The sequence below is a fragment of the Streptomyces sp. NPDC001156 genome (assembly GCF_053598275.1).
Map to the genome: position 1 here is coordinate 1 of NZ_JBSFJX010000461.1, position 2,309 is coordinate 2,309.

1 protein-coding gene is annotated in these 2,309 nt (G+C 69.2%); it reads left to right on the plus strand.

Annotated elements, in window-relative coordinates; all coding sequences use genetic code 11:
• Positions 1-154 precede the first annotated feature (154 nt).
• Positions 155-2,302: a zinc ribbon domain-containing protein gene (locus ACWDA7_RS52145; RefSeq protein WP_450615164.1), complete on the plus strand. Its 2,148-nt coding sequence runs from the start codon at positions 155-157 to the stop codon at positions 2,300-2,302.
• The last annotated feature ends 7 nt before the right edge of the window (positions 2,303-2,309 follow it).

Consider the following 2,309-nt stretch of genomic DNA (forward strand, 5'->3'; position numbering starts at 1 on the left):
CGCAGGCGCATAGCCGCGATCCTGGAGAGTCAACATTGCTTCGAGCCGACGGCGTTGTCAGTGGCGGCAGGTAGCTTTGCTGTGATTGCCGATCCGGCTGCTGGCCGGACAGGTCTCCATGCGTTGGCGGGTCCAGAAGGAGGTGGGAAAGTCCATGAGCACGAGCCTGCTCGATGCGGCGCCCTCTTGCGATGCCGCGCCCGTTCGCCGCTTCCGCGGTAAGAACAAGGGTGAACGCTGGACACGCGGCGAGGACACCGAGCTGGCGATCATCCGCCTGTCGTTGGACGTCCACCGGCTCGAGGACCTGCATCGGGTGGAGAACCTCTACTCGGCGATGTGGTCCCTCAAGCGCGCCCTGCAGCGCGATGCCCGCGCCGCGGTCGACGCTTACTGGGCGGGTGACGTGCGCCGGGAAACGGACGCGAAAGAGTGGCGGCAGGCGTTGGGCTTGTCCCGGCAGGGGATGGAACGCCGCGGCTACCGGCACATGGAACGCTCTGGCCACCTGGGCCATCACGTCACCAAAGCGCTGGTGATGCATCAGGCCGACGAGGTGTGGGAAGGCGTCGCCCGTCACCTGTTCCCGGACGCGACCGGCCGCAGGTTCGGCCGGCCGAAGACCAAAACGTGGTGGGAGTACACCAGGATTCCCGGCCGGGCCCGCTCGCACACGACCGCACGGAAGTGGGAGACGTTCCGCCTGCACGGCACCCTCGCCGGGCACCTCGCCGCCTACCGGCATCGAGGCCTCAACCCGAGCGTGACAACGCCCGAGCAGGCCGCCGCCATGTCGCCCGGCACGAGCGTCGTCGAACAGCCCCGGAGACTGCCCCGACCGGCCCGGCCCTCCGGCCGCGTGGCAACCGGCGAGGTCACCGCGAAAGGCACACCCAAGACGCGTGCCGCGACGTGGTGGGACCACACCGGCCCCCTGGCACTGGTTTTCGCCGGCGGCGCGGACTCCCAGCGCGGCGACCTGGTGCTGCCGGTCCGGCTACCGTCAGGCGCCGGCCGCTGGCCCCGCCTGCTGCACTTCCTGAACAACCCGCAGACGTGGCACAAAGTCGACCTCGTCCGCCACCGCAACACCTCCGTACCCGGGGGCTGGGCCTACGAAGCCCATCTGATGGTCCTCACCGGCGGCTATGCATCACCCGAAACCCGCGACCGCCGCAAGAAAGCGGCCGGGCTCGGCCGGGTTGGTGGGATCGACGGCAACGTCTCCAACCTGTCCGTCGTCTCCTTCCCCGACACGTTCGACCCCGCTGACGGCGGGATACAGACCAGTCGGGTCGAGCTGACCGCCGCAGAGCTCGCCTCGCTCGCGAAGGCTCAGCGTAAGGAGCGGGGCCGCAAACGCGCCCTCGACCGGTCCCGCCGGGCAACAAACCCGAACCAGTACGAGGCATCGAAGCGGCAGCAGGCCCGCGCCGAACGCCGAGAATGTGCAGGCCTGCCCACCCGTAAGGTCGAGGTTCCAGGTGGTGCTCGGGCAGCCAACAAAACGGGTGTCCCCAAGCAGGCGTTCCGGCGTGATCACCTGTCGGCAGGCTACCGCCTGGGCCGGGCCCGCCTCGCCGAAGCCGCGGCGAGGGCGGCCGCAGCCAAAGACCACCGCGCCCGACGCATCGCCGAACGCATCGTAGGTGAGCACGGCGTCAACCTCGTCGTCGAAGACTGCGACGTCCGCACCTGGTACCGGCTGTGGGGCAAAGCCTTGCAGGCCACCACACCAGGCCGGTTGGTTACCGCCATTGACCGCGAATGCGAGAAGAGCGGCGGCCGCCTACTGCGCGCATCGACATTCACGACGAAGTTGTCGCAGACCTGCCTGTGCGGCGAGCAGGTAAACAAGACGCTCGCCGACCGAGTCCATCGATGCACCCTCTGCGGGCTCGTCGCTGACCGGGACATGGTCTCCGCAGCGCTCGCCGCGCACGTTCGGCTCACCGACCCCGACGACCCCAGCACCGCGGGCCTGGACACCGTCCAGGCCCGCATGACACAGATCTCGTTCGCACAAGGGCTGCAAGAAGCCCTGTCGAGTCAACCGCAGCGCGGTACCCGCCCCGCCAGGGGCCGCACCCACGCGGCAGCCCGCCACCCGGGGATACCCGGGCCGCGGGCCCCTGCTCGACGAAACACCACCAACCGGTACCGGCCCACCCCGGATGAGACCCGACCCGCACGTATGCGGCACAAGGCCCACGCCGGAACAGCCGCCCCAGTAGGGAACGCCCCACCCAGAGGCGAGACACCCGAACAGGAACTGGTCGGACGGCATCCCATCACAGGATGACTCTTAG

Coding starts and splice junctions, on each gene's coding strand:
- ACWDA7_RS52145 (WP_450615164.1), top strand. CDS start 155: ATGAGCACGAGCCTGCTCGATGCGGCGCCCTCTTGCGATGCCGCGCCC.